Annotated in this window: 24 protein-coding genes, 2 tRNA genes and 1 riboswitch; of the genes, 12 read left to right on the forward strand and 14 right to left on the reverse strand. The window is 72.7% G+C overall.

What is annotated here, in order from left to right:
• On the reverse strand, positions 1–1,640 hold a 1,640-nt coding region (treY, locus tag ACTHM3_RS02020; RefSeq protein WP_440404419.1), incomplete at its 3' end, for a malto-oligosyltrehalose synthase.
• Positions 1,640–3,829 carry a glycogen debranching protein GlgX gene (glgX, locus tag ACTHM3_RS02025; RefSeq protein WP_440404420.1) on the reverse strand — a complete coding sequence of 730 codons (2,190 nt, stop codon included), beginning with the start codon at positions 3,827–3,829 and terminating at the stop codon, positions 1,640–1,642. The genes treY and glgX, both read right to left, overlap by 1 nt.
• A 271-nt stretch (positions 3,830–4,100) precedes the next feature.
• On the opposite strand from glgX, the gene ACTHM3_RS02030 reads away from it, so the two are divergent.
• The 7 genes from ACTHM3_RS02030 to ACTHM3_RS02060 all read left to right on the forward strand — a co-directional run bounded on the left by ACTHM3_RS02030 (position 4,101) and on the right by ACTHM3_RS02060 (position 9,727).
• Complete coding sequence (locus ACTHM3_RS02030) at positions 4,101–4,763, forward strand: M23 family metallopeptidase (protein ID WP_440404421.1); 663 nt, start codon at positions 4,101–4,103, stop codon at positions 4,761–4,763.
• 58 nt (positions 4,764–4,821) lie between these two features.
• On the forward strand, positions 4,822–5,658 hold the full coding sequence (locus ACTHM3_RS02035; protein WP_440404422.1) for a glycosyltransferase: 837 nt from the start codon (positions 4,822–4,824) through the stop codon (positions 5,656–5,658).
• Positions 5,659–5,679: 21 nt separating this feature from the next.
• A complete protein-coding gene (locus ACTHM3_RS02040) occupies positions 5,680–6,093 on the forward strand; it encodes a hypothetical protein (RefSeq protein ID WP_440404423.1) in 414 nt (137 codons plus the stop codon).
• A 118-nt stretch (positions 6,094–6,211) separates the two neighbouring features.
• Positions 6,212–6,313, forward strand: a riboswitch (TPP riboswitch).
• A gap of 23 nt (positions 6,314–6,336) precedes the next feature.
• Positions 6,337–6,948 (forward strand): ECF transporter S component, encoded by a 612-nt coding sequence (locus ACTHM3_RS02045; RefSeq protein WP_440404424.1) that lies wholly within the window; start codon positions 6,337–6,339, stop codon positions 6,946–6,948.
• A complete protein-coding gene (locus ACTHM3_RS02050) occupies positions 6,938–8,428 on the forward strand; it encodes an ABC transporter ATP-binding protein (protein WP_440404482.1) in 1,491 nt (496 codons plus the stop codon). Before ACTHM3_RS02045 ends, ACTHM3_RS02050 begins: the two co-directional genes overlap by 11 nt.
• Positions 8,425–9,222 carry an energy-coupling factor transporter transmembrane component T family protein gene (locus tag ACTHM3_RS02055; protein ID WP_440404425.1) on the forward strand — a complete coding sequence of 266 codons (798 nt, stop codon included), beginning with the start codon at positions 8,425–8,427 and terminating at the stop codon, positions 9,220–9,222. Before ACTHM3_RS02050 ends, ACTHM3_RS02055 begins: the two co-directional genes overlap by 4 nt.
• Complete coding sequence (locus tag ACTHM3_RS02060; protein ID WP_440404426.1) at positions 9,212–9,727, forward strand: hypothetical protein; 516 nt, start codon at positions 9,212–9,214, stop codon at positions 9,725–9,727. Before ACTHM3_RS02055 ends, ACTHM3_RS02060 begins: the two co-directional genes overlap by 11 nt.
• Before the next feature lies 1 nt (position 9,728).
• Here the strand turns inward: ACTHM3_RS02060 and ACTHM3_RS02065 are convergent, their stop codons facing one another.
• The 8 genes from ACTHM3_RS02065 to ACTHM3_RS02100 all read right to left on the reverse strand — a co-directional run bounded on the left by ACTHM3_RS02065 (position 9,729) and on the right by ACTHM3_RS02100 (position 14,319).
• Positions 9,729–10,073, reverse strand: a complete 345-nt coding sequence (locus ACTHM3_RS02065) for a metallopeptidase family protein (protein WP_440404483.1) — start codon at positions 10,071–10,073, stop codon at positions 9,729–9,731.
• A 16-nt stretch (positions 10,074–10,089) separates the two neighbouring features.
• Complete coding sequence (locus ACTHM3_RS02070; protein ID WP_440404427.1) at positions 10,090–10,545, reverse strand: DUF2017 family protein; 456 nt, start codon at positions 10,543–10,545, stop codon at positions 10,090–10,092.
• Complete coding sequence (gene clpS / locus ACTHM3_RS02075) at positions 10,542–10,826, reverse strand: ATP-dependent Clp protease adapter ClpS (RefSeq protein WP_440404428.1); 285 nt, start codon at positions 10,824–10,826, stop codon at positions 10,542–10,544. The genes ACTHM3_RS02070 and clpS overlap by 4 nt, the downstream gene beginning before the upstream one ends.
• 11 nt (positions 10,827–10,837) lie before the next feature.
• Positions 10,838–10,913: transfer RNA gene (locus tag ACTHM3_RS02080), tRNA-His, on the reverse strand.
• A gap of 79 nt (positions 10,914–10,992) precedes the next feature.
• The gene (orn, locus tag ACTHM3_RS02085) at positions 10,993–11,649 is read right to left on the reverse strand and encodes an oligoribonuclease (RefSeq protein WP_440404429.1); all 657 of its coding nucleotides are present in this window, start codon (positions 11,647–11,649) and stop codon (positions 10,993–10,995) included.
• Positions 11,650–11,659: 10 nt separating this feature from the next.
• The gene (locus tag ACTHM3_RS02090) at positions 11,660–12,517 is read right to left on the reverse strand and encodes an SGNH/GDSL hydrolase family protein (RefSeq protein ID WP_440404484.1); all 858 of its coding nucleotides are present in this window, start codon (positions 12,515–12,517) and stop codon (positions 11,660–11,662) included.
• A gap of 93 nt (positions 12,518–12,610) precedes the next feature.
• A complete protein-coding gene (locus ACTHM3_RS02095) occupies positions 12,611–13,882 on the reverse strand; it encodes an MFS transporter (protein WP_440404430.1) in 1,272 nt (423 codons plus the stop codon).
• Positions 13,879–14,319 (reverse strand): MarR family winged helix-turn-helix transcriptional regulator, encoded by a 441-nt coding sequence (locus ACTHM3_RS02100; RefSeq protein WP_440404431.1) that lies wholly within the window; start codon positions 14,317–14,319, stop codon positions 13,879–13,881. The genes ACTHM3_RS02095 and ACTHM3_RS02100 overlap by 4 nt, the downstream gene beginning before the upstream one ends.
• Positions 14,320–14,395: 76 nt before the next feature.
• Here ACTHM3_RS02100 and ACTHM3_RS02105 point away from each other — a divergent pair, with 76 nt between their 5' ends.
• Both ACTHM3_RS02105 and ACTHM3_RS02110 read left to right on the forward strand, forming a co-directional pair.
• Positions 14,396–14,656 carry a thioredoxin family protein gene (locus tag ACTHM3_RS02105; protein WP_440404432.1) on the forward strand — a complete coding sequence of 87 codons (261 nt, stop codon included), beginning with the start codon at positions 14,396–14,398 and terminating at the stop codon, positions 14,654–14,656.
• 28 nt (positions 14,657–14,684) lie between these two features.
• Positions 14,685–14,903, forward strand: coding sequence for an SCO4848 family membrane protein (locus ACTHM3_RS02110; protein WP_440404433.1), 219 nt, complete (start codon positions 14,685–14,687; stop codon positions 14,901–14,903).
• A 3-nt stretch (positions 14,904–14,906) separates the two neighbouring features.
• Here the strand turns inward: ACTHM3_RS02110 and ACTHM3_RS02115 are convergent.
• From ACTHM3_RS02115 to ACTHM3_RS02125, 3 genes are all read right to left on the reverse strand, one after another.
• A tRNA-Arg gene (locus ACTHM3_RS02115) sits at positions 14,907–14,979 on the reverse strand.
• A gap of 26 nt (positions 14,980–15,005) precedes the next feature.
• Positions 15,006–15,659 carry a hypothetical protein gene (locus tag ACTHM3_RS02120; RefSeq protein WP_440404434.1) on the reverse strand — a complete coding sequence of 218 codons (654 nt, stop codon included), beginning with the start codon at positions 15,657–15,659 and terminating at the stop codon, positions 15,006–15,008.
• Between the two features lie 55 nt (positions 15,660–15,714).
• The gene (locus ACTHM3_RS02125; protein ID WP_440404435.1) at positions 15,715–15,969 is read right to left on the reverse strand and encodes a hypothetical protein; all 255 of its coding nucleotides are present in this window, start codon (positions 15,967–15,969) and stop codon (positions 15,715–15,717) included.
• Positions 15,970–16,097: 128 nt separating this feature from the next.
• On the opposite strand from ACTHM3_RS02125, the gene ACTHM3_RS02130 reads away from it, so the two are divergent.
• From ACTHM3_RS02130 to ACTHM3_RS02140, 3 genes are all read left to right on the forward strand, one after another.
• Positions 16,098–16,313 (forward strand): methyltransferase, encoded by a 216-nt coding sequence (locus ACTHM3_RS02130; protein ID WP_440404436.1) that lies wholly within the window; start codon positions 16,098–16,100, stop codon positions 16,311–16,313.
• Positions 16,314–16,479: 166 nt separating this feature from the next.
• Positions 16,480–16,986 (forward strand): single-stranded DNA-binding protein, encoded by a 507-nt coding sequence (gene ssb / locus ACTHM3_RS02135; RefSeq protein ID WP_440404437.1) that lies wholly within the window; start codon positions 16,480–16,482, stop codon positions 16,984–16,986.
• 117 nt (positions 16,987–17,103) lie between these two features.
• Positions 17,104–17,520: a DUF6993 domain-containing protein gene (locus ACTHM3_RS02140; RefSeq protein ID WP_440404438.1), complete on the forward strand. Its 417-nt coding sequence runs from the start codon at positions 17,104–17,106 to the stop codon at positions 17,518–17,520.
• Here ACTHM3_RS02140 and ACTHM3_RS02145 read toward each other — a convergent pair whose 3' ends face one another.
• The gene (locus ACTHM3_RS02145) at positions 17,521–17,895 is read right to left on the reverse strand and encodes a DUF5655 domain-containing protein (RefSeq protein WP_440404439.1); all 375 of its coding nucleotides are present in this window, start codon (positions 17,893–17,895) and stop codon (positions 17,521–17,523) included.
• Positions 17,896–17,915: the final 20 nt, after the last annotated feature.

A 17,915-nucleotide genomic window follows, 5' to 3' on the forward strand; every position in this document is an offset into this window, starting at 1 on the left:
GGCTCGCCGCGCCCCCGCCCTCGAGGACGCCGCACCCCCCCCACGACACGACCCGCGGCTTGCACCCCCGGGCCCGCCGCCCGGCGATCGCGGGGGCGCCCGCGGAGGGGCGGGCGTCCGTGCGCGGGGGGCTGCAACGCCATCCACTCCGCGGGCGCCTCGGCGATCGCCGTGATGCGGGCCCGGGTGTCCTCGCCGCGCTTCGTGTCGTGCGTGGAGAGCGTGGTCATCGAGTGCGGGTGCTCGGCGAGCCGCTGCTGCTGGCGGGCGTGGAACTCGCCCACCCGGAGCGCGAACTCGTCGGGGTCGGCGCCCACCTCGGTGAGACTCGCGAGGCGCGAGACACGGTAGAAGGCGCTGTCCTCGACGCCCTTCGCCATGACCATGCCGCTCGTCTGCTGGAAGCGCACCGCGACCGGGTGGTCGGGGTCGGCGAGGAGCGGGCGCAGGTCGGCGATCGCATCCGTGAGGTCCGGGCGGCGGGCCGCCGCGTCCACGACCGCGGCGTCGAGGTGCTCGGCGCCGAACGGGAGGTAGCTGCGGTACACGGGGAAGCAGGCGAGGAGCTCGGCGATCGCGTCCTCCACCTCGGCGCCGCGGTCGGTGTCGAAGGCGGTCTCGCGGGCCAGCCGGGCGACCTCGGAGCGGAGGATGCCGTCCGCCACCGCGCGCTTCGTGTCGTGCGTGAGGTCGACCCAGGGCTCCGGCGGGTCGAGCCGGTCGAGCTCGGCGCGGCCGGCCGGGTCGACGAAGACGCGGTCGAGCTCGGCGAGGGCGTCGTACCCCGTCGTGCCCGCGGAGGCCCAGAACGGCGGCAGGGTCTCGCCGTGCTCGAGGATCTTCTCGACGAGCACGTAGGCGCCGCCCGTCGCCTCGGCGAGGACGTCGAGGTAGCCGCCCGGGTCGGCGAGGCCGTCGGGGTGGTCGACCCGGAGCCCGTCGACCAGGCCGTCCGCGATCCAGCGGACGATCTCGCGGTGCGAGGCGTCGAACACCTCCGGGTCCTCGACGCGGATGGCGGCGAGGTCGCTCACGGCGAAGAAGCGCCGGTAGTTCAGCTCCGAATCCGCGCGGCGCCAGTGGACGAGCTCGTAGTGCTGGTACCCGTGCGCGTGGAGCGCGTCGCCCGCGGGGGAGTCCTCGCGCAGCGGGTAGCGGTGCTCGTGGTAGCGCAGCTCGCCGTCCTCGACGCGGAGCGCGCCGCTCGCGGCCGCCTCCTCGAGCGTCTCGCCGAGCACCGGAACGCGCACCTTGCCGCCGCCGAAGTCCCAGTCGACGTCGAACCAGCGGGCGAAGATGGAGTCGCGGCCGCGCCGGAGCAGGTCCCACCAGGCCGCGTTCACCTCGGGGCGCGCGACGCCCATGTGGTTCGGCACGATGTCCGCGAGGACGAAGAGGCCGGCACCGTGCGCCGCGCCGGCGAGCTCGTCGAGCCCCTCGGCGCCGCCGCGCTCGCGGTCAACGGTCCCGTGGTCGACGACGTCGTAGCCGTGTCCCGACCCCGGCGTCGCCTGGAGGAGCGGCGACAGGTAGACGCCGTCCGCGCCGAGGTCCCGCAGGTAGCCCACGAGCCCCGCCGCGTCGCCGAGCGTCAGGTCCGCCGTGATCTGCAGCCGGTAGGTGGAGCGCGGCGTGCGCATCACGCGGTCCGGGTGGACGAGGCGATCGCCGCGAGCTCCGGGCTCACCGCGTCGTCGGTAGGCGCATCCGGGCGGTGCTCGCACAGGACGAGGATCGAGTGCGCGCCGACGTCGCAGGGCGCGCCCGCCATGAAGGTGTCGCCGCCGAGACGCTCGCCGGAGGTGTCGACCATGACGTCCCACTCCGCCGCGTAATCGGCGTCCGGCAGCGTCAGCTGCACGTCCTCGTCGTGCGCGGAGAAGTAGACGAGGAAGTGCCGGTCGACGATCCGCTGACCGCGCGCGTCCTTGCCGCGGATGCCCTGACCGTTCAGATAGACGCCGATCGTCCGGCCGAAGCCGGCCTCCCAGTCCTCCGGGGTCATGGGATCCGCGTCCGGCTTCAGCCAGACGATGTCCGGCACCGGCTCGCCCTCGCCGCGGCGCACCGGCCGCCCGTCGAAGAAGCGGCTGCGCCGGAAGGTCGGGTGCTCGCGCCGGAGCCCGACGAGCGCCGCCGTGAACTCGATGAGCGATTGGTCGGCCTGGTCCCAGTGCACCCAGGTGATCTCGCTGTCCTGCGCGTAGCCGTTGTTGTTGCCGTTCTGCGTGCGGCCGAGCTCGTCGCCGTGCAGGATCATCGGCACGCCCTGGCTGAGCAGCAGGGTGGCGAGGAAGTCGCGCTGCTGGCGGGCACGGAGCGCGTTGACTGCGGGGTCGTCGGTCGGGCCCTCGGCGCCGCTGTTCCACGAGCGGTTGTCGTCGGCGCCGTCCTTGCCGTCCTCGCCGTTCGCCTCGTTGTGCTTCTCGTTGTAGGAGACGAGGTCGCGCAGCGTGAACCCGTCGTGCGCGGTGACGAAGTTGATCGAGGCGACGGGGCGGCGCCCCGTCTGCTCGTAGAGGTCGCTCGAGCCGGTGATGCGGGAGGCGAACTCGCCGAGCGTGCCCGGCTCGCCGCGCCAGAAGTCGCGCACCGTGTCGCGGTACTTGCCGTTCCACTCCGCCCACTGGGGCGGGAAGTTGCCGACCTGGTAGCCGCCGGGGCCGACGTCCCACGGCTCGGCGATGAGCTTCACCTGCGAGACGATCGGATCCTGCTGCACGAGCTCGAAGAACGCCGACAGGCGGTCGACCTCGTAGAACTCGCGGGCGAGGGTGGCGGCGAGGTCGAAGCGGAAGCCGTCGACGTGCATCTCGGTCACCCAGTAGCGGAGGGAGTCCATGATCAGCTGCAGCGTGTGCGGGTCGCCCGCGTTGAGCGAGTTGCCGGTGCCCGTGTAGTCCATGTAGTACTCGGGCTGGTCGTCGACGAGGCGGTAGTAGGCCGCGTTGTCGATGCCCTTCATCGAGATGGTCGGCCCCAGGTGGTTGCCCTCCGCCGTGTGGTTGTAGACCACGTCGAGGATCACCTCGATGCCCGCGGTGTGGAGCGCCCGCACCATCCCCTTGAACTCCTGCACCTGCTGCCCGAGCCGCCCGGACGCCGCGTATCCGGCGTGCGGGGCGAAGAAGCCGATGGTGTTGTAGCCCCAGTAGTTGTGCAGGCCCTTCTGCTGGAGGCCGTCGTCGTCGACGAACTGGTGCACCGGCATGAGCTCGACGGCGGTGATGCCGAGCTTCTTCAGGTGCGCGATGACGCTCGGGTGCGCGAGCGCGTCGTAGGTGCCGCGCAGCTCCTCCGGAACGTCGGGGTGCAGCTTCGTCAGGCCCTTGACGTGGGCCTCGTAGATGACCGACTCGGCCAGCGGGGTGCGCGGGGCGCGGTCGCCGGTCCAGTCGAAGAACGGGTTGATGACGACGCCGTACATCGTGTCGGCGAGGTTGTCGCTGTCGTCGCGCTCGTCCTCCTTGCCGAAGGTGTACGAGAACATCGACTGGCCCCAGCGGATGTCGCCGGTGGTCGCCTTCGCGTAGGGGTCGAGCAGCAGCTTGTTCGGGTTGCAGCGCTGGCCGGCCGCCGGATCCCACGGCCCGGTCACCCGGTAGCCGTAGCGCTGACCGGGCTGCACCCCGGGCAGGTAGCCGTGCCAGACGTAGCCGTCGACCTCGGTGAGCGGGACGCGCGTCTCCGTGCCGTCGTCGTCGACGAGGCACAGCTCCACCTTCTCGGCGATCTCACTGAAGAGGGCGAAGTTGGTGCCGTTGCCGTCGAATGTCGCACCGAGGGGATACGCGGTGCCGGGCCAGACCTGAGGGGCGGATGCCTGCATTCCGGTCACGCTAGCCGCCGCACATGTCGCGAGCCGGGGACTTGTGCGAACGGGCCGGTGCTGCCAGGGACCGCTCAGAAACATCGTTTTACATGGATTGAGGCCCCGAAGGCTCCGGTGCGGTCCTGGATCGTGCTGTGCGCTGCCTCCTCGTGAGGGCCCGAACCCGACGCGTCGAACCCGAAGCACTACACGACGCACCCACCCGACGGCGCGCTCCGATGCGCGCGTCCGTGCCGCCGCGCACCCGACACCCGAAGGCTCTCCCCCCATGCCGCCCTTGCGCCTGCCCTCCGTCCGTCTGAGCATCGTCGCCGGATCCGCCGCTCTCGCCCTCGCGGGTGCGGGTGCCGCGATCGCCGTCCCCGCCTACGCGTCCGCCCTCCAGCAGGAGCGGTACGACGCCGCCTCTCAACACCTCGACCTGACGGCACGGACCGCGCCGATCACCATCGCGCCGCGCGACGGCGTCACCGTCACCCAGCTCACGCCGGTCCAGTGGCCCATCGACCCGGCCAGTCCGATCAGCAGCCCGTTCGGCCACCGCGTCGCGCCGTGCGGCGGATGCTCGACCGCGCACCAGGGCGTCGACCTCACGCCGGGCGCCGGCACGCCGGTCGCGGCGATCGCCGACGGCACCGTCGTCGAGGCCGGCGTCTACGGCGAGCTCGGCGAGCACGTCACGATCCGGAACGACGCGGACGGCGAGGTCGTCACGAGCGTCTACGGCCACCTCATCGCCGGGACGATGCCGCTCCACCCGGGCGACACGGTCGCGCGCGGCCAGATCCTCGGCCGGGTCGGCTCGACCGGCGAGAGCACCGGCACGCACCTGCACTTCGGCATCCTCGACGCCGGCGGCACCGCGATCGACCCGCTCGGCTGGATGCGCGCGCACGTGACGCAGACCTGGGGCGCGCCCGCCGCCGGTTGATCCACCGGCCCCGCCGCGTCCGGGCGTGTCCTGGGAACCAGCCGGATAGGGTGTGGCCATGGTCAGCGTCGGGCCGTCGGTCTCGATCGTCATCCCCGCCTTCAACGAGGAGAGCCGCATCCGCGCGTGCGTCGTCGCGGCCCTCGAGCAGACGGAGCCGGCCGACGAGATCCTCGTCGTCGACAACCGGTCCACCGACGCCACGGTCGCGGTCGTCGAGTCGCTCCGGCGCGAGTACCCGGAGGCGCCGCTGCGGATCCTCCGGCAGGACGAGGAGCAGGGCCTCGTGCCGACGCGGAACCTCGGCCTCGACAGCGCGATCGGCGAGGTGATCGGCCGGATCGACGCCGACACGGTCATCGAGCCGGGCTGGGTCCAGGAGGTCCGGCGCCTGTTCCGCGACGACGCGGTCGGCGCGGCCACCGGCCCGATGATCTACTACGACATGCCGCTGCGACGCTTCGGGGCGCAGGCCGACGACCGGCTGCGCCGCGCGATCCTGAAGCTCGCCCGCGACTACCACTTCGTCTTCGGCAGCAACATGGCGATCCGCGCGAGCGCCTGGCGCGACATCCGTCCGGTCGTGTGCCGCGATCTCGCCGACGAGATGCACGAGGACATCGACCTCAGCATCCACCTGCAGCGGCGCGGCCACCACGTGGTCTACAGCTCGGCGATGGTGGCCGGGATGAGCGCCCGCCGCATCGACGACAACCCCAAGGACTACACGAACTACGTCCTGCGCTGGGACCGCACCTACGACGCGCACGGGATCGCGAATCCGGCGCTCCGGGCGCCCATGGTGGTGTTCGCGGCGATCTACCCGATCGCCAAGGGCATGCGCTGGAGCGGGCGGGTGCGCCGACTCGGGGGATCTCTCGGCTTAGCCCGATAGAGGTCTGGCACAGTGATCCTCATGCCCGGTTTCGTCCTCACCCGACTCGACCTCGGACCCGCCGAGCTCGAGTCCGCGCTGCCCCTGCGTGCCGACGCCCTCCGCGTGATGCCCGGTTCCGACCGTCCCGACTACCTGCTCGCCCGGTTCGAGCGTCCGCTGAAGTACCGGACGCCCGTCGGCTTCGACATGGCGCGCGCCGATCCCGCGCTCCGCGGGCGCGACGAGCACGGCGACTTCGTGATCGTGCAGGGCATCGTCGTGTGCGCCCGCTTCGTCGGCCAGGGGTTCACCTCCGGCATGCGCGACCTCGCGATCAACATCGCCTACGTCATCGACAACTCCCTCGCGAACGACGCGAGCGTCGACTTCACGAAGCTGGAATACGTGGCGGTCGGGTTCATCGACGACGCCGAGGTCGCCGCCCCGGCCTGAGCCCGCGCCGACGACCGGGCCCGAAGAGTCGCCATGAGGGCTGAGGACCGCGCGGACCGACCGTCATGCGACTCCTCGCGGTTCCTGCGGCGTACCGGACGGTAAGGTGGGCGACGAACACGGGAGTCCGGTGTGCCGGGCTGAGAGGGAGCTGATCCAAGCTCCGACCGTCGAACCTGATCCGGATCATGCCGGCGCAGGGAGGCATCTCGAAACCCGTGCCGATCCGTTCCGGAGGCACGTATGACCGCAGTCCCCCTTTCCCGCCCTCGTCCCGTCCTGCGCTGGCGGGTCGTCGACATCGTCGTGGCCGCCGTGTTCGCGGTCGCGGGCGGTGTCGTCTTCTGGGCCTGGAACATCGGCTACCAGGTGCCGTCCGCGGCCCTCGAGGCCGCCGTCCCGGGTCTCGGCGCGCTCACCGGCGGCCTCTGGATGATGCCCGGCGTGCTGGCCGGGCTCGTGATCCGCAAGCCCGGCGCGGCGCTGTTCGTCGAGATCGTCGCGGCTTTCGTCTCGATGCTCATCGGCGCGCAGTGGGGAGCGGACACGCTGCTCTCCGGGCTGTTCCAGGGCATCGGCGCGGAGCTGGCGTTCGCGATCCTGCTCTACCGCCGCTTCGGCATCGCGGTGGCGGTCCTGTCCGGGGCGCTCGCGGCGCTCGCCGAGGTGCCGCACGAACTCATCGTCTACTACCCCGGGGTGTCGGCCTCCTACGTCGCGGTGTTCGTCGTCGCGCTGACCCTGTCGGGGGCCGTCCTCGCCGGGGTCCTCGGGTGGGTGCTCGCCCGGGGGCTCGCCGCGACCGGGGTGCTGAGCCGGTTCGCCGCGGGCCGGGAGCGTCGCGCTGAGGTCTGATCCGTCGTCGCCCGGCGGCGCACCGGTCGTCGCCCGCGGGTGGGGCTGGCGCCACGCCGGTCGGCGCGCGTGGGCGCTCGACGGGGTCGACCTCCGGATCGATCCGGGGGAGCGCGTGCTGCTGCTCGGGTCATCGGGGTCGGGCAAGTCGACGCTGCTGGCGGGGCTCGCCGGGGTGCTGGGGGACGCCGACGAGGGCGAGGAGCACGGCGAGCTGCTCGTCGACGGCGCCCCGGCCCAGCGGGCGCGCGGGCGCGTCGGACTCGTGCTCCAGGACCCGGAGTCGCAGGTCGTCATGAGCCGCGTCGGCGACGAGGTCGCCTTCGGCTGCGAGAACCTCGGCGTCGCGCGCGACGAGATCTGGCGCCGGGTGCCCGAGGCGCTCGCCGCCGTCGGCCTCGCGCTGCCGCTCGACCACCCGACGAAGCGGCTCTCGGGAGGGCAGAAGCAGCGGCTCGCGCTCGCCTGCGTGCTCGCGATGCGACCCCGGCTGATCCTCCTCGACGAGCCGACGGCCAACCTCGATCCCGACGGCGTGATCGAGGTCCGCGACGCGGTCGCCCGGCTCGCCGAGCACAGCGCCGCGACGCTCGTGGTCGTCGAGCACCGGGTCGCGGTGTGGCGCGACCTCGCGTCCCGGGTCCTCGTGCTCGAGGCGGGCGGCGGCATGCTCGCCGACGGCGCACCCGAGGAGGTGCTCGGCCGCGAGGGCGCGCGACTCGCGGAACTGGGCGTCTGGGTGCCGGGCTACGAGCCCGGGATCGCTCCGCCGACGACGACGACGGGCGCTCCCCTCCTCGGCGCGCGGGGGCTCTCCATCGCGCGCGACGGTCGACGCACCCGCGACGGCGGTGTGCGCGGCGGCACTCCGATCCGCTCCGGCCTCGAGCTGCAGGTCGCCGCGGGGGAGGCGCTCGCGATCCAGGGGGCGAACGGCACCGGCAAGTCGACGCTCGCGCTGACGCTCGCCGGGCTGCTCCCGCCCGCGGGCGGCGAGCTGCGGGCCGATCCGGCGCTCGCCGACGGACTCGGCGCCGCGCCGATCCGCTGGCGGAGCCGGGAGCTGCTCCCGCGCATTGGCACGGTCTTCCAGTCGCCCGAGCACCAGTTCGTCGCGCCGACGGTGCGCGAGGAGCTGCTCGTCGGACCGCGCGCGCTGCGCGACCCCCGGGCCGACGCGACCGTCGACGAGCTGCTCGAGGTGCTCGGACTGACCGCGGTGGCCGGCGCGAATCCGTTCACCCTCTCCGGCGGCCAGCAGCGGAGGCTGTCGGTCGGCACCGCGCTCGCGACCGCGCCGCGGCTCCTCGTGCTCGACGAGCCGACCTTCGGGCAGGACGCGCGCACCTGGCGCGGTCTCGTCGGGCTGCTCGGCCGCACGCGCGAGCGGGGGAGCGGGCTCGTCGTCGTCACGCACGACCCGCTCCTCCCGTCGGCGCTCGGCGCCGGGCGGCTCGTGCTGGACGGGGTCGCCGCGTGAGCGCCGGATCCGTCGTCGCCCCCGCCGCCCGCGGAGACGCGCACACGGCGCCCCGGATCAACCCGGTCGCCCGCATCGCGGCCGCGCTCGTCATCGCGATCGGGCTGGCGTGGTCGGTGGACACCGTGTCGGCCGGGGTCGCGCTCGTGCTGGAGCTCGCGCTGCTGCCGCTGCTGCGGATCCCGTGGCGGCGCTTCTGGGTCCGCACCGCCGCGGTGTGGATCGCCGCCCCGCTCGGGGCGCTCACGCTCGCGCTCTACGGTCGCCCGTCGGGGCACGTCTGGGCGCACTGGCTGCTCGTCGAGGTGAGCGACGGGTCGCTGCAGCTGGCGGCGGCGGCCGGCCTCCGCGTGCTCGCGATCGCGCTCCCGGCCGTCGCTCTGCTCGTCGGCGTCGACGCGACCGAACTCGCGGACGGGCTCGCGCAGGTCGCCCGCCTGCCCGCGCGGTTCGTGATCGGGTCGCTCGCCGCGTTCCGGATGCTGGGGGTGCTCGGTGCGGACCTCCGCAGCCTCGAGCTCGCCCGCCGCGCCCGCGGGATCGGCGACCGCGGCCGCGTCCGGCAGGTCTTCGGGCTGCTGTTCGCGACGCTCGTGCTCGCCGTCCGGCGGGGGAGCGCGCTCGCGACCGCGATGGAGGCGCGCGGCTTCGGCGCCCCTGGCGCGCGCACCTGGGCGCGCCCCTCGCCGTTCGGCCGGCGCGAGGTGCTCGTCGTCGCCGTCGCCGTCGCCGTCGTCGCGGTGGCCGTCGGCGCGGCCGTCGTCACGGGATGGTGGCACCCCGTTGTCGGCTGAGCTCAGGGATCTCCTCGACCGGATCCGGGCGGGCGCCGGCCGCCCGGTCGTGCTCGTCGACGGCGGCTCCGGCGCGGGCAAGACGAGCCTCGGACGGCTGCTCGCGCCCGCGCTCGACGCGCAGCTCGTGAGCCTCGACGCGCTCTACCCCGGATGGGACGGGCTGGAGGCGGGCAGCGCCGCGGTCGTGAGCGACGTGCTGCGCCCGCACGATCCCGGCTGGCGGGCGTGGGACTGGCGGGCCGAGCGGCCGGCGGAGTGGCACGCCCTCGATCCCGCGCGCCCGCTCGTCGTCGAGGGCTGCGGGGCGCTCAGCCGAGCCGCGCGCGGGCTCGCGACGTTCGGGGTCTGGGTCGAACTCGACGCGGCCGAGCGCAAGCGCCGCGCCCTCGCGCGCGACGGCGACGAATACGCGCCGCACTGGGACCGCTGGGCGCGCCAGGAGGCGGCGTTCTGGGCGCGCGACCACCCGTGGGAGCAGGCCGACGCGGTGTGGCGGGGTTGAGTCACGCCCAGCCGAGCCGGTGCAGCTCCTCGTCGTCGATCCCGTAGTAGTGGCCGATCTCGTGCACGAGGGTGATGTGCACCTCGTCGCGGAGCTCCTCCTCGTCGGCGCAGAGCCGCAGCAGCGGCTCGCGGAAGACGACGATCCGGTCCGGGAGCTCGCCGAAGCCGTAGCGGTCGCGCTCCGTGAGGGCGACGCCCTGGTACTCGCCGAGGATGTCGGATCCGTCCTCCGGCGCGTCCTCGCAGACGAAGGCGACGTTCTCGAGGCCGTCGACCATCTCGTCGGGGAGCGCGTCGAGCTCGTCGATCACCAGCCGCTCGAAGGCGTCGGCCTCCATCCGCATCGGCACGGCGGCCTCCTCAGCGCTCGAGGGCCTGGACGAGCCGCTCCTGCAGCTCGCCGAGCCACCAGTACACCGCACCGAGCTGATCGTCCGGCACCGGGTCGTCGTCGGACCGGATGCCGAGCCGCTCGGCCACCACGAGCCGGAGGTCGGTGAGCGCGGGCAGCCAGGCGTCGACCGATTCGCGGTCGAGCGGGATCCTCCCGTCGCGCGAGGCGGAGACGGCGGCCGCGACCCGTCCCGCGTTCGCGCTCTTGCGGTCCACGAGCCCCTCCGTCGTGTACCGGCGGAACTCGGCGTCGGCCTCCTCGTCGTCGCGGTACGCGGTGGGGAAGAGCCGCAGGTGGACGGGGTCGTCGCCGTCGTCGTCGTGCACGATGTCCTGGAACTGGGTGGTCAGCGACACGAGCAGGTCGCGCTCGGTGCCGTCGAGCGATACCAGGATCTCGCCGCGCCGGCGCTGCACCTTCACTGCTTCTCCACCGTGGCCCAGAGACCGAACTCGTGCATCGCCTCGGTGTGGCGCTCCATCTCCTCGCGCGGGCCGGAGGCGACGGTCGCGCGCCCCTCGCGATGCACCTGGAGCATGAGGCGCTCGGCCTCCGGCTTCGAGTAGCCGAAGTAGCTGCGGAAGACGTGCGTCACGTACGACATGAGGTTGACGGGATCGTTCCAGACGACCGTCGACCAGCCGCGGTCGAGTTCGACGACCTCGCGTTCCCGCAGGTCCTCGTCGGGTTGTGTGAGAGACATGCTGTTCACCGTGGGGTGGATGACGGGGCTCGAACCCGCGACCACCGGCACCACAAGCCAGTGCTCTACCAACTGAGCTACATCCACCATGCGCCCTTCCGGATGCGGCTGGGCAACTTGACGATTGTAGGGCACGACGCGCGCCTCGCGTGCGCGCGCCCGCGTTCTAGGAGACGGTGCCGTCCGTGGGGTGCGCGGCCATCGGCGGCATGCGGTCCGCCCACGCCGCGACGATCGCTGCCGAGGCCTCCTGCGCCTGCTCGCTCGACGGGCCGGGCTCCGCCGGGAAGAGTGCGCGGCGGTAGTAGTCCAGCTCGCGGATCGACTCGAGGATGTCGGCCAGCGCACGGTGGCCGCCGTTCTTGGCCGGCGCCTGGAAGTAGGCGCGCGGGTACCAGCGCCGGGCGAGCTCCTTGATCGACGACACGTCGACCGAGCGATAGTGCAGGTGCTGGTCGACGCGCGGCATGTACTTCGCGAGGAAGGAGCGGTCGGTGCCGATCGTGTTGCCCGCGAGCGGTGCGGTCTGCGCGTCCGGCGCGAACTTCAGGATGTACTCGAGGACCTCGTACTCGGCCTCGCCGAGGCTGGTGCCCTGCGGGATCTCGTCGATGAGGCCGCTCGTGGTGTGCATGGTGACGACGAACTCGCTCATGTGGGCGAAGGCCTCGGGGTCGGGCTTGATGACGATGTCGAAGCCGGGGTCGAGCGGCTTCAGGTCGTAGTCGGTGACGACCACCGCCACCTCGACGAGCTCGTCGATCGACAGATCGAGACCGGTCATCTCGCAGTCGATCCAGACGAGGACGTCGTGCGCAGCCATGCCCTCGACTCTACTGCCGCACCTCCGACGCCCGGCCCGACGCGGCGTCGGCGTGCAGCGGGGCCCCGATGGTGCCGACCTCGCGCGGCTCCGGGGACTTCGGGCCGCGTCCGTCGCCGCTGGAGACGCCGCGGACGCGCCGCGCCACCCAGGGGAGGGCGTGCTCCCGCAGCCAGACGACGGTCGGCAGCGCCGGTGCCGGTGCCGGGATCGCGTCGAGCTCGGGGGAGCCCGGAATGCCGAGCGCAGCGGCCGCCGCCTTCGTGATCACCAGGTGTCCGCGCGTCGACGGGTGCAGCCGGTCGGCCGACCAGGAGTCGAGGTGCCGCAGGTCGCCGATGCCCCACAGGTCGAGCGGGATGCAGCCGCGCCGGTGCGCGATCGACGCCAGGTTCGCGCTCAAGGTCGCCGCGCGGCCGCGGAAGGTCCGCAGGAACCGGAACGGGGTCATCCCGGGGTCGAAGCCGGTGGCGAGGAGGACGTCGGCTCCGCTCGCGCGGAGGGCCGCGATCCCGGCATCCAATCGGCTCGCGAGCTCGTCGGGATCCACGCGGAGCGACATGAGGTCGTTGCCGCCGACCATGACGGAGACGAGGTCGGCGCGCATCGCGATCGCGGCGGGGATCTGGTCCTCGACCACATGCCGGACGCACCGGCCGCGCACGGCGAGGTTCGCGAACTCGAGGTGTCGGCGCTGGGCGCCCGCCGCGGTCCGGCGGGCGTTCTGGTGCTCGTCGATGAGGACGGCGAGGCGGTCGGCCCAACCGAACCAGGGTTCGGCCGGATCGCCGGCGAGGTCGGTCATGACGGGGTCGCACCACCCCTCGGTGATCGAGTCGCCGAGGGCCGCGAACCGCATCCAGCGCATTGCGCTCACGGCCTCACCGTCGTGACGGCGGGTGTCGCGACGGTGACACGCGCGTGACGTGTCGCGGAGGAACCGGTGACGGGAGCCGACGGGTCAGGCCGCGTCGGCGACCGTCACGTCCTCGGCCTCCTCGCGCGGCGACTCCGCGCCCCCGTCGATCCGCCGCAGCTGCTTGCGGCCGGCGACGACGAGCACCGTCGCGACGAGCACCGAGATCCCGCCGACGTAGAAGGCGATCGACGGCTGCCCGGTCGCGGCGGCGATGGCCGCGGCGAGGGGCGGGGCCGCCGCGCCCCCGATGAAGCGCACGAACGAGTACGCCGACGACGCGACCGACCGCGGGAGGTCCGTGGCCTCCATGACCGACTCGGTGAGCACCGTGTTGAGCACGCCGAGGAACAGGCCGCCGACGACGATGCCGACGATCACGCCGACGGTGCTCGCGACGAAGACGCCGACGAGGATGAGGTCGAGCGCCAGGAGCGGCAGCACGATCGCGAGAACGGTGGAGCGGGGCAGCCGCGCCGTGAGGAGCGGCGCCGCCCAGACGCTCGTGATCGCGACCGCGAGACCCCAGCCGAAGAAGACGAACCCGAGGTTCAGGGCGCTGAACCCGTTGAGCCCGGGCGCGAACGGCGAGAACGCGAGCAGCGTGAAGAAGCCGATGTTGTAGAAGAGCGCCGCGACGGCGAGCACCAGCAGGGTGCGGTTCCCGAGGGCCCGCAGCGGGGCGCTCAGGCGCGTCTTCTCCCGCGCCGTGCCCTTCGGCTCGCGCGGCAGGAGGATCAGGATCGCGACGAACGCGATCGCCATGAGCACCGAGACGCCGTAGAACGGGCCCTGCCACGCGATCGAGCCGAGCAGACCCCCGACGAGCGGGCCGACGGCAATGCCGAGGCCGAGCGCGGCCTCGTACAGGATGATGGCCGAGCTCGTGCCGCCCGACGCCGCGCCCACGATCGTCGCGAGGGCCGTGGAGATGAAGAGCGCGTTGCCGAAGCCCCAGCCGGCGCGGAATCCGATGATCGCCTCCACCGACGGGCTGAGCGCCGCGAGCAGGGCGAAGACGACGATGAACGCGAGACCGATGAGGAGCGTCATCCGGGCCCCGATACGACTGGAGACGAAGCTCGTCACCAGCATCATGAGGCCGGTGATTGCCAGGTAGCTGGTGAACAGCAGCTCGGTCTCGGTCGCGGTCGCGTGCAGTTCGGTCGCGATGCCCTTGAGGATCGGATCCACGAGCCCGATGCCCATGAACGCGATGACGCACGCGAACGCGATCGCCCACACCGTGCGCGGCTGCTTGAGGATGCTGGCGGTCTCGCCCGCCGCGGCGCCGTGGCCGCTCTTGTCGTGAGTCACGACACCTTCTCCTTCTCGGCCGTCGTCCGGACGGCCATCAGTTGGGACGCGCGCTCGAGGACCCGCCAGTCGGCGTCGTCGAGGTCGCGGAAATAGGGCTCGAGCGCCGCGCCGATCTCGACCCGGTAGGCCTCGAGGGCGGCGGCGCCGCGCTCGGTGATGCGGATCAGCCATGCACGCGAGTCGGCGGTGTCGGCGATGCGCGACACCAGCTCCTCCTCGACCATCTGGCCGAGCGCCCGGGTCATCCCCGGCTGGGTCACGCGGACCGCCGCGGCGAGCTCGCCGACGCGCATCGGGCCCTCGGACTCGAGCACACCGAGCGCCCGCCAGACGGCGGAGGGGGTGCGGTTGCCGGTCGCCTGCGCCGCGATCCGCACCAGCCGGCTGCTCGCGACCAGGAGCGCGGACAGGGCCGCGCGTCGCTCTGAGGTCATATACCTAGTTTATATAACTTTGGTATGTATTGCATGCGCGCGGAATGGTCGACGGGCGCGGAGGGTTGGCCCTGTCGTGATCGTCGACCTCTACAGCTCGAGCTTCTGCGGGGCGTGCTCGGCGACGCGTGCGGTGCTCGACGAGGCGGCACGCCTCGTGCCCGCGGCGCGGGTCGTGGAGTGGAACGTCGCGCTCGATCCCGAGGCGGCCGAGGCGGAGCGCATCGCGTCGACGCCCACCGTGATCGTGCGCCGCGAGGACGGCACAGAGGTGTTCCGCGCGGAGGGTGTGCCGACGATCCAGCGAGTCCTCGGGGCCCTCGCGCTCGCCGTGTGATCAGGCGGGCTCTGCGAGGCTGGATCTCGTGACCATCCTCGCGGCGATCCTGCTGTTCGCGAACGCCCTGTTCAACCTCGTGGCCTGGCCGCGCTTCTACCCGCGCATCGCCGCGGATCCGCGCGCCCGCGACGCGAACGGCGCCCGCACGACGTTCTACCGGGTGCACCTCGTGCTGATCGTCATCGCCATCGTGCTGGGCGCGCTGTCGGCGATCGGCGGCGTCGCGCTGCTCGTCGTGGGCTGACAGCCCCCCCGGAGAGATTCGAACTCCCGACCAGCCGGGTAGAAACCGGATGCTCTATCCACTGAGCTACGGGGGGCGGCGAGCCCAGGGTAGCCGGAGCGCCTAACGCGCGGCGCTCTCCGCTGCCGGAAGCGCGGTCGTCGCGGGCTCGCCGTGACCGACGGGGAGCGAGGGCGCGTGCTCCGGCGCCTGGTGGTTGGTCGCCGTGACCTGCTCCTCGGCCCACTTCTGCTGCTCGACGACGAGCGGGTCGGGCCCGTTGTCGTCGTACTTCCAGCGCTGGAGGTCGGTCGCGAACAGCTTCTTGGCCTTGCCCGGCTTGTGCAGCCAGAGCACCAGGCGGTCGCGGTACTCGGCGAAGGTCTGGTCGGCCGCGTAGCTGTAGCTCACGGAGTTGGTGCGCATCTCGGCGAGCTGGTGCGTCGCCCAGTCGGCGGCGAGACCGGCCCCGGAGATCGGGAGCAGGCGGACCATGACGTCCGCCTCGCTCGCGAGGTGCGCGGCGTGCTCCTTCGCCGCGGCGGACTGGCTGTGCCACTTGGCGGCGTCCTGACCGGCCTGGATGAGTGCGGTCACGGCGGAGGCCCGCGTCTCGTGGTCGCGCTGGCCGACCAGGCGGCGCACCGCGCTGCGGCCGATCACGGCGCCGATGATCGCGCCGACGATGATCGCGACGAACGGGATGATCGCGCCGAGGATCAGCGTCCTCCCGCCCTCGGACCGGGCCCAGTCGATGAGGTCGTTCCACCACGTCATGCGCGCACGATAACCCCGCGGCCGTCCGGATCCGGGGTGACCCGCCGGGGGAGACTCAGGCGAAGCGGAGGGCGTCGAGTGCCTCGTCGGCGCTCCAAAACTCTCCGACGATCCGGAATCCGGCCGCCCGGGGGAGCATCCGCTTCGCCCGGAACCGCGTGCCCCCCTGCTCGTCCAGGGTCTCGACGTAGCCGATCACGCCGCCGTCGCTCTGGAGGACGCGGGTGAGCCCGCCGTGCAGCGCGACGAGCCGGAGGCCGGCGCGCGGCCGGACGACGGGGAGCGGAGCGCTGCGCGGAAGGAGGTCCATGGCTCGATGGTGCCGTGCACGACCGACATCCGTTCTCACTGGACGGTTGCCCGGAATCGGTGCCCGGCCGGCCCCTCCGGCGTAGCGTCGCGACCAGCTGACGACGGCTATCCGAAGGGAGTTCGACGATGAACGATCAGGAGACGCAGCAGCGCTGGGTGGCGTTCGGCCCGAACGGCGCGATCGGCTCGATCCTCCGATCCGACGACGGGTACACGGTGCGGGTGATCGACGACCCGGACGCCATGGACCGCGGCACCTTCGCGTCGCTCGACGTCGCGAAGAGCGCGCTCCACGCGGCGATGGGCCCGGGCGCGGAGTGGCCGGAGTTCCGGGAGCACTGACCCCACCCCAGCCCGCGCGCGAGGTCCGGTCTCCCCATTCCGAGAGGCGGGCTCTCGAGGTGGCGTGCGCTCTGGCGAGCATGGAGCCATCGGATGCCGGGCCGCGTCTCCCGGCACGAACCGCGGTCCGGCATCCGAGCCCACCATCCCGAAGGAGGAGCTCGCCATGTCCGACACCATCACCCTCACCGGCCTCGTGGCCACGACCCCGCGCCACCTCGTGACGAGCGAGGGGCTGCCGATCACCTCGTTCCGACTCGCCAGCACCGCTCGCCGCTACGACCGCGGCGAGGGCCGCTGGGTCGATGGCGACACGAACTGGTTCACGGTGACGGCGTTCCGGCACCTCGCGACCAACGCGGTGGGTTCGATCGCCAAGGGCCAACGCGTGCTCGTCACCGGACGGCTCCGGGTGCGCGAGTGGCAGACCGACGACAAGCGGGGCACGAACGTCGAGATCGACGCCGAGGCGCTCGGGCACGACCTGTCCTGGGGCACGGCGGTCTTCACGCGCACCATCGCCTCGTCGCTGGCCGAGCGGAGCACGGGCTCGTCCGACGCCGAGCCGAGCCCCGAGGGGTTCCCGGAGACGCCTGCTCCGGATGAGGCGCCCGCGGACGAGCTCGCCGCGGCCCGGGCCCAGCGCGCGGCGGAGCCGGCGCTGCCGTTCTGAGCGGAGGGGCGGTGCGACCCCCCTAGACTCGGCGCGACGAGGGGAGTCGACGTGTCGTCAGGATCGAGACGAGGCGCGGGCGTTGCCGCGGTGCTCGCGGCCGCTGCGATCGCTGTCGTGACGCTGCTGTCGGGCTGCACCCCGGCTCCCGCCGCGTCGCCGGCCCGCACCGCGACGGTCGCCCCCACGCCGACGCCGTCGGCGAGCGCGACCATCGACCCGACCGGCAACGCATCCGAGAACAAGCCGTACTTCGACGAGGTCAACAAGAAGCTCATCGCGCAGGGCGGCACCCTCGACGGGCGCGCGTTCATCGACAACCTCGTGGCAGCGGGCTACGCCAAGTCGGCGATGGAGGTCACCCCCGACAAGACCTCGGTCGGCCTCGACGCCGACAACATCGAGTTCTCCGTCCGGTTCGGCACCACCTGCCTCATCGGCGAGTACGGCAACATCGGCTACGCGAGCACCGCGCAGCGGGTGTTCTCGACCGGCCGGTGCCTCGCCGGCAAGACCCGCGCGATCGACTGGTAGTCAGCGGCCCTCGGCCGCGCGCGCGCCGGGACCGACAGTGTCCGCGGCCTCGCGGATCAGCTCGCGGATCCGCTCGTCGAAGTCCTCGAGTCGACGCAGGCTGTAGCGGTGCATCATGACCGTCTTCGAGGTCGGGAAGCTGGTGCGCGGCGCCGGCGTCGTGACGGTCCGCCGAAGCTCGATGCCGAGCTCGAGGTAGTGGCTCTTGACGTACGCGGAGGCGAACGACCGAGCGCGGGCGAAGGTGATGTCCGCCGAGTGGATGCGTTCCTCCATGTCGGGCAGGGCGCGACAGAACTCGCGGAAGGCGGTGAGCTTCGCGAGGTCGTCCTCGTCCAGCCCGTCGGTCAGCTCCTGCCAGGTCCCCGCGGCCATGCGCCGACCCTAGCGGGGTC

The organism is Pseudolysinimonas sp. (assembly GCF_051954455.1).
Taxonomy (GTDB): Bacteria; Actinomycetota; Actinomycetes; order Actinomycetales; family Microbacteriaceae; genus Pseudolysinimonas.

Excerpts from the sequence above, each read along its gene's own strand:
- glgX (WP_440404420.1), bottom strand. The coding sequence starts at position 3,829 with ATGCAGGCATCCGCCCCTCAGGTCTGGCCCGGCACCGCGTATCCCCTC.
- ACTHM3_RS02030 (WP_440404421.1), top strand. The coding sequence starts at position 4,101 with ATGCCGCCCTTGCGCCTGCCCTCCGTCCGTCTGAGCATCGTCGCCGGA.
- ACTHM3_RS02035 (WP_440404422.1), top strand. The coding sequence starts at position 4,822 with ATGGTCAGCGTCGGGCCGTCGGTCTCGATCGTCATCCCCGCCTTCAAC.
- ACTHM3_RS02040 (WP_440404423.1), top strand. The coding sequence starts at position 5,680 with ATGCCCGGTTTCGTCCTCACCCGACTCGACCTCGGACCCGCCGAGCTC.
- ACTHM3_RS02045 (WP_440404424.1), top strand. The coding sequence starts at position 6,337 with ATGACCGCAGTCCCCCTTTCCCGCCCTCGTCCCGTCCTGCGCTGGCGG.
- ACTHM3_RS02065 (WP_440404483.1), bottom strand. The coding sequence starts at position 10,073 with ATGCGGATGGAGGCCGACGCCTTCGAGCGGCTGGTGATCGACGAGCTC.
- clpS (WP_440404428.1), bottom strand. The coding sequence starts at position 10,826 with ATGTCTCTCACACAACCCGACGAGGACCTGCGGGAACGCGAGGTCGTC.
- orn (WP_440404429.1), bottom strand. The coding sequence starts at position 11,649 with ATGGCTGCGCACGACGTCCTCGTCTGGATCGACTGCGAGATGACCGGT.
- ACTHM3_RS02090 (WP_440404484.1), bottom strand. The coding sequence starts at position 12,517 with ATGCGCTGGATGCGGTTCGCGGCCCTCGGCGACTCGATCACCGAGGGG.
- ACTHM3_RS02100 (WP_440404431.1), bottom strand. The coding sequence starts at position 14,319 with ATGACCTCAGAGCGACGCGCGGCCCTGTCCGCGCTCCTGGTCGCGAGC.
- ACTHM3_RS02120 (WP_440404434.1), bottom strand. The coding sequence starts at position 15,659 with ATGACGTGGTGGAACGACCTCATCGACTGGGCCCGGTCCGAGGGCGGG.
- ACTHM3_RS02125 (WP_440404435.1), bottom strand. The coding sequence starts at position 15,969 with ATGGACCTCCTTCCGCGCAGCGCTCCGCTCCCCGTCGTCCGGCCGCGC.
- ACTHM3_RS02130 (WP_440404436.1), top strand. The coding sequence starts at position 16,098 with ATGAACGATCAGGAGACGCAGCAGCGCTGGGTGGCGTTCGGCCCGAAC.
- ssb (WP_440404437.1), top strand. The coding sequence starts at position 16,480 with ATGTCCGACACCATCACCCTCACCGGCCTCGTGGCCACGACCCCGCGC.
- ACTHM3_RS02145 (WP_440404439.1), bottom strand. The coding sequence starts at position 17,895 with ATGGCCGCGGGGACCTGGCAGGAGCTGACCGACGGGCTGGACGAGGAC.